The organism is Ruegeria sp. AP12 (assembly GCF_056540025.1).
In genome coordinates this window covers 1-881 of sequence record NZ_JBQFVZ010000147.1, presented here as the reverse complement: position 1 = coordinate 881, position 881 = coordinate 1, and the positions used below count along the sequence as shown (strand labels likewise).

The window sequence follows — 881 nt, the reverse complement described above, 5'->3', positions numbered from 1 at the left end:
GGCGGCGCGCAGCCCTTCTGAGATCAACGCATCGGCGGCCTCATCAGCCTCGGTCACGGGGCTTTCGACGGGTTTGACCTTCACATCGAAGGTGTCCGAGTTGTAGATTTCCATGATCTTGTCACCGGCTTCCAGTGCCAGACGTCGGATGACGGGGATAAGGGCGTCGTAGGTCACAAAAAAGCTCCGATTTGGTAGTTTATTGATCGAATGTGGTGACGGACTTATGATGTGCTGGTTACCGAACGGCAAGGTATTCGTGAAAGACTGAGGTCAACAGAGCAGGAAAGACTCGACACGTGTTCTATTTCAGGAGTAACAAGACCCTGCTGGGTGGTGCCTTCACCACGGTCGAGCTGATCTTTCATGCCGTTGTGCGCGATATCCGCACCCAACACGCAAACGCGGTGGTCGCGATTTTGCGCAGTATTATCCAGGTCCTTGTGATGGTGCTGGTGTTTTACTTGATTATGTCCTTCATGGGCACGCGGGTGGCCAAGGTGCGTGGTGACCTTGTTTTGTATCTCTTGTCAGGCGTGTTCCTGTTCTTGCTGCATATTCGGGCTGTAAAACAGGTCGCAGGTGTGGGAGCGGGCAACAACCCGATGATGCTGCACTCACCTATGAACATGGTGATCACGATCGTGGCCACGGCGCTCGGGACGCTCTACACCATGATGGTGACTATGTTTGTCATCCTGTTCATCTACCATGCCGCAGTAAAACCGTTGGCAATCGAACAGCCGGGGCCTGCCTTTGCGATGGTGCTTTTGTCGTGGTTCACCGGATGTGCGGTGGGGTTGGTTTTGATGGCGCTGCGGCCTTGGTTTCCAATGACGGCAGGCATTCTGACCACGGTGTACCGACGGTTGCAGATGATC

Annotated in this window: 1 protein-coding gene and 1 pseudogene; one reads left to right on the top strand and one right to left on the bottom strand. The window is 54.4% G+C overall.

What is annotated here, in order from left to right:
* Window positions 1–177 (bottom strand): annotated as a pseudogene (locus ACR0E6_RS21885) (3'(2'),5'-bisphosphate nucleotidase CysQ); the annotation flags it as partial.
* A 122-nt stretch (window positions 178–299) separates the two neighbouring features.
* Here ACR0E6_RS21885 and ACR0E6_RS21880 point away from each other — a divergent pair.
* Window positions 300–881 (top strand): ABC transporter permease (locus tag ACR0E6_RS21880; protein WP_480587278.1); only part of this gene is annotated, 582 nt, incomplete at its 3' end.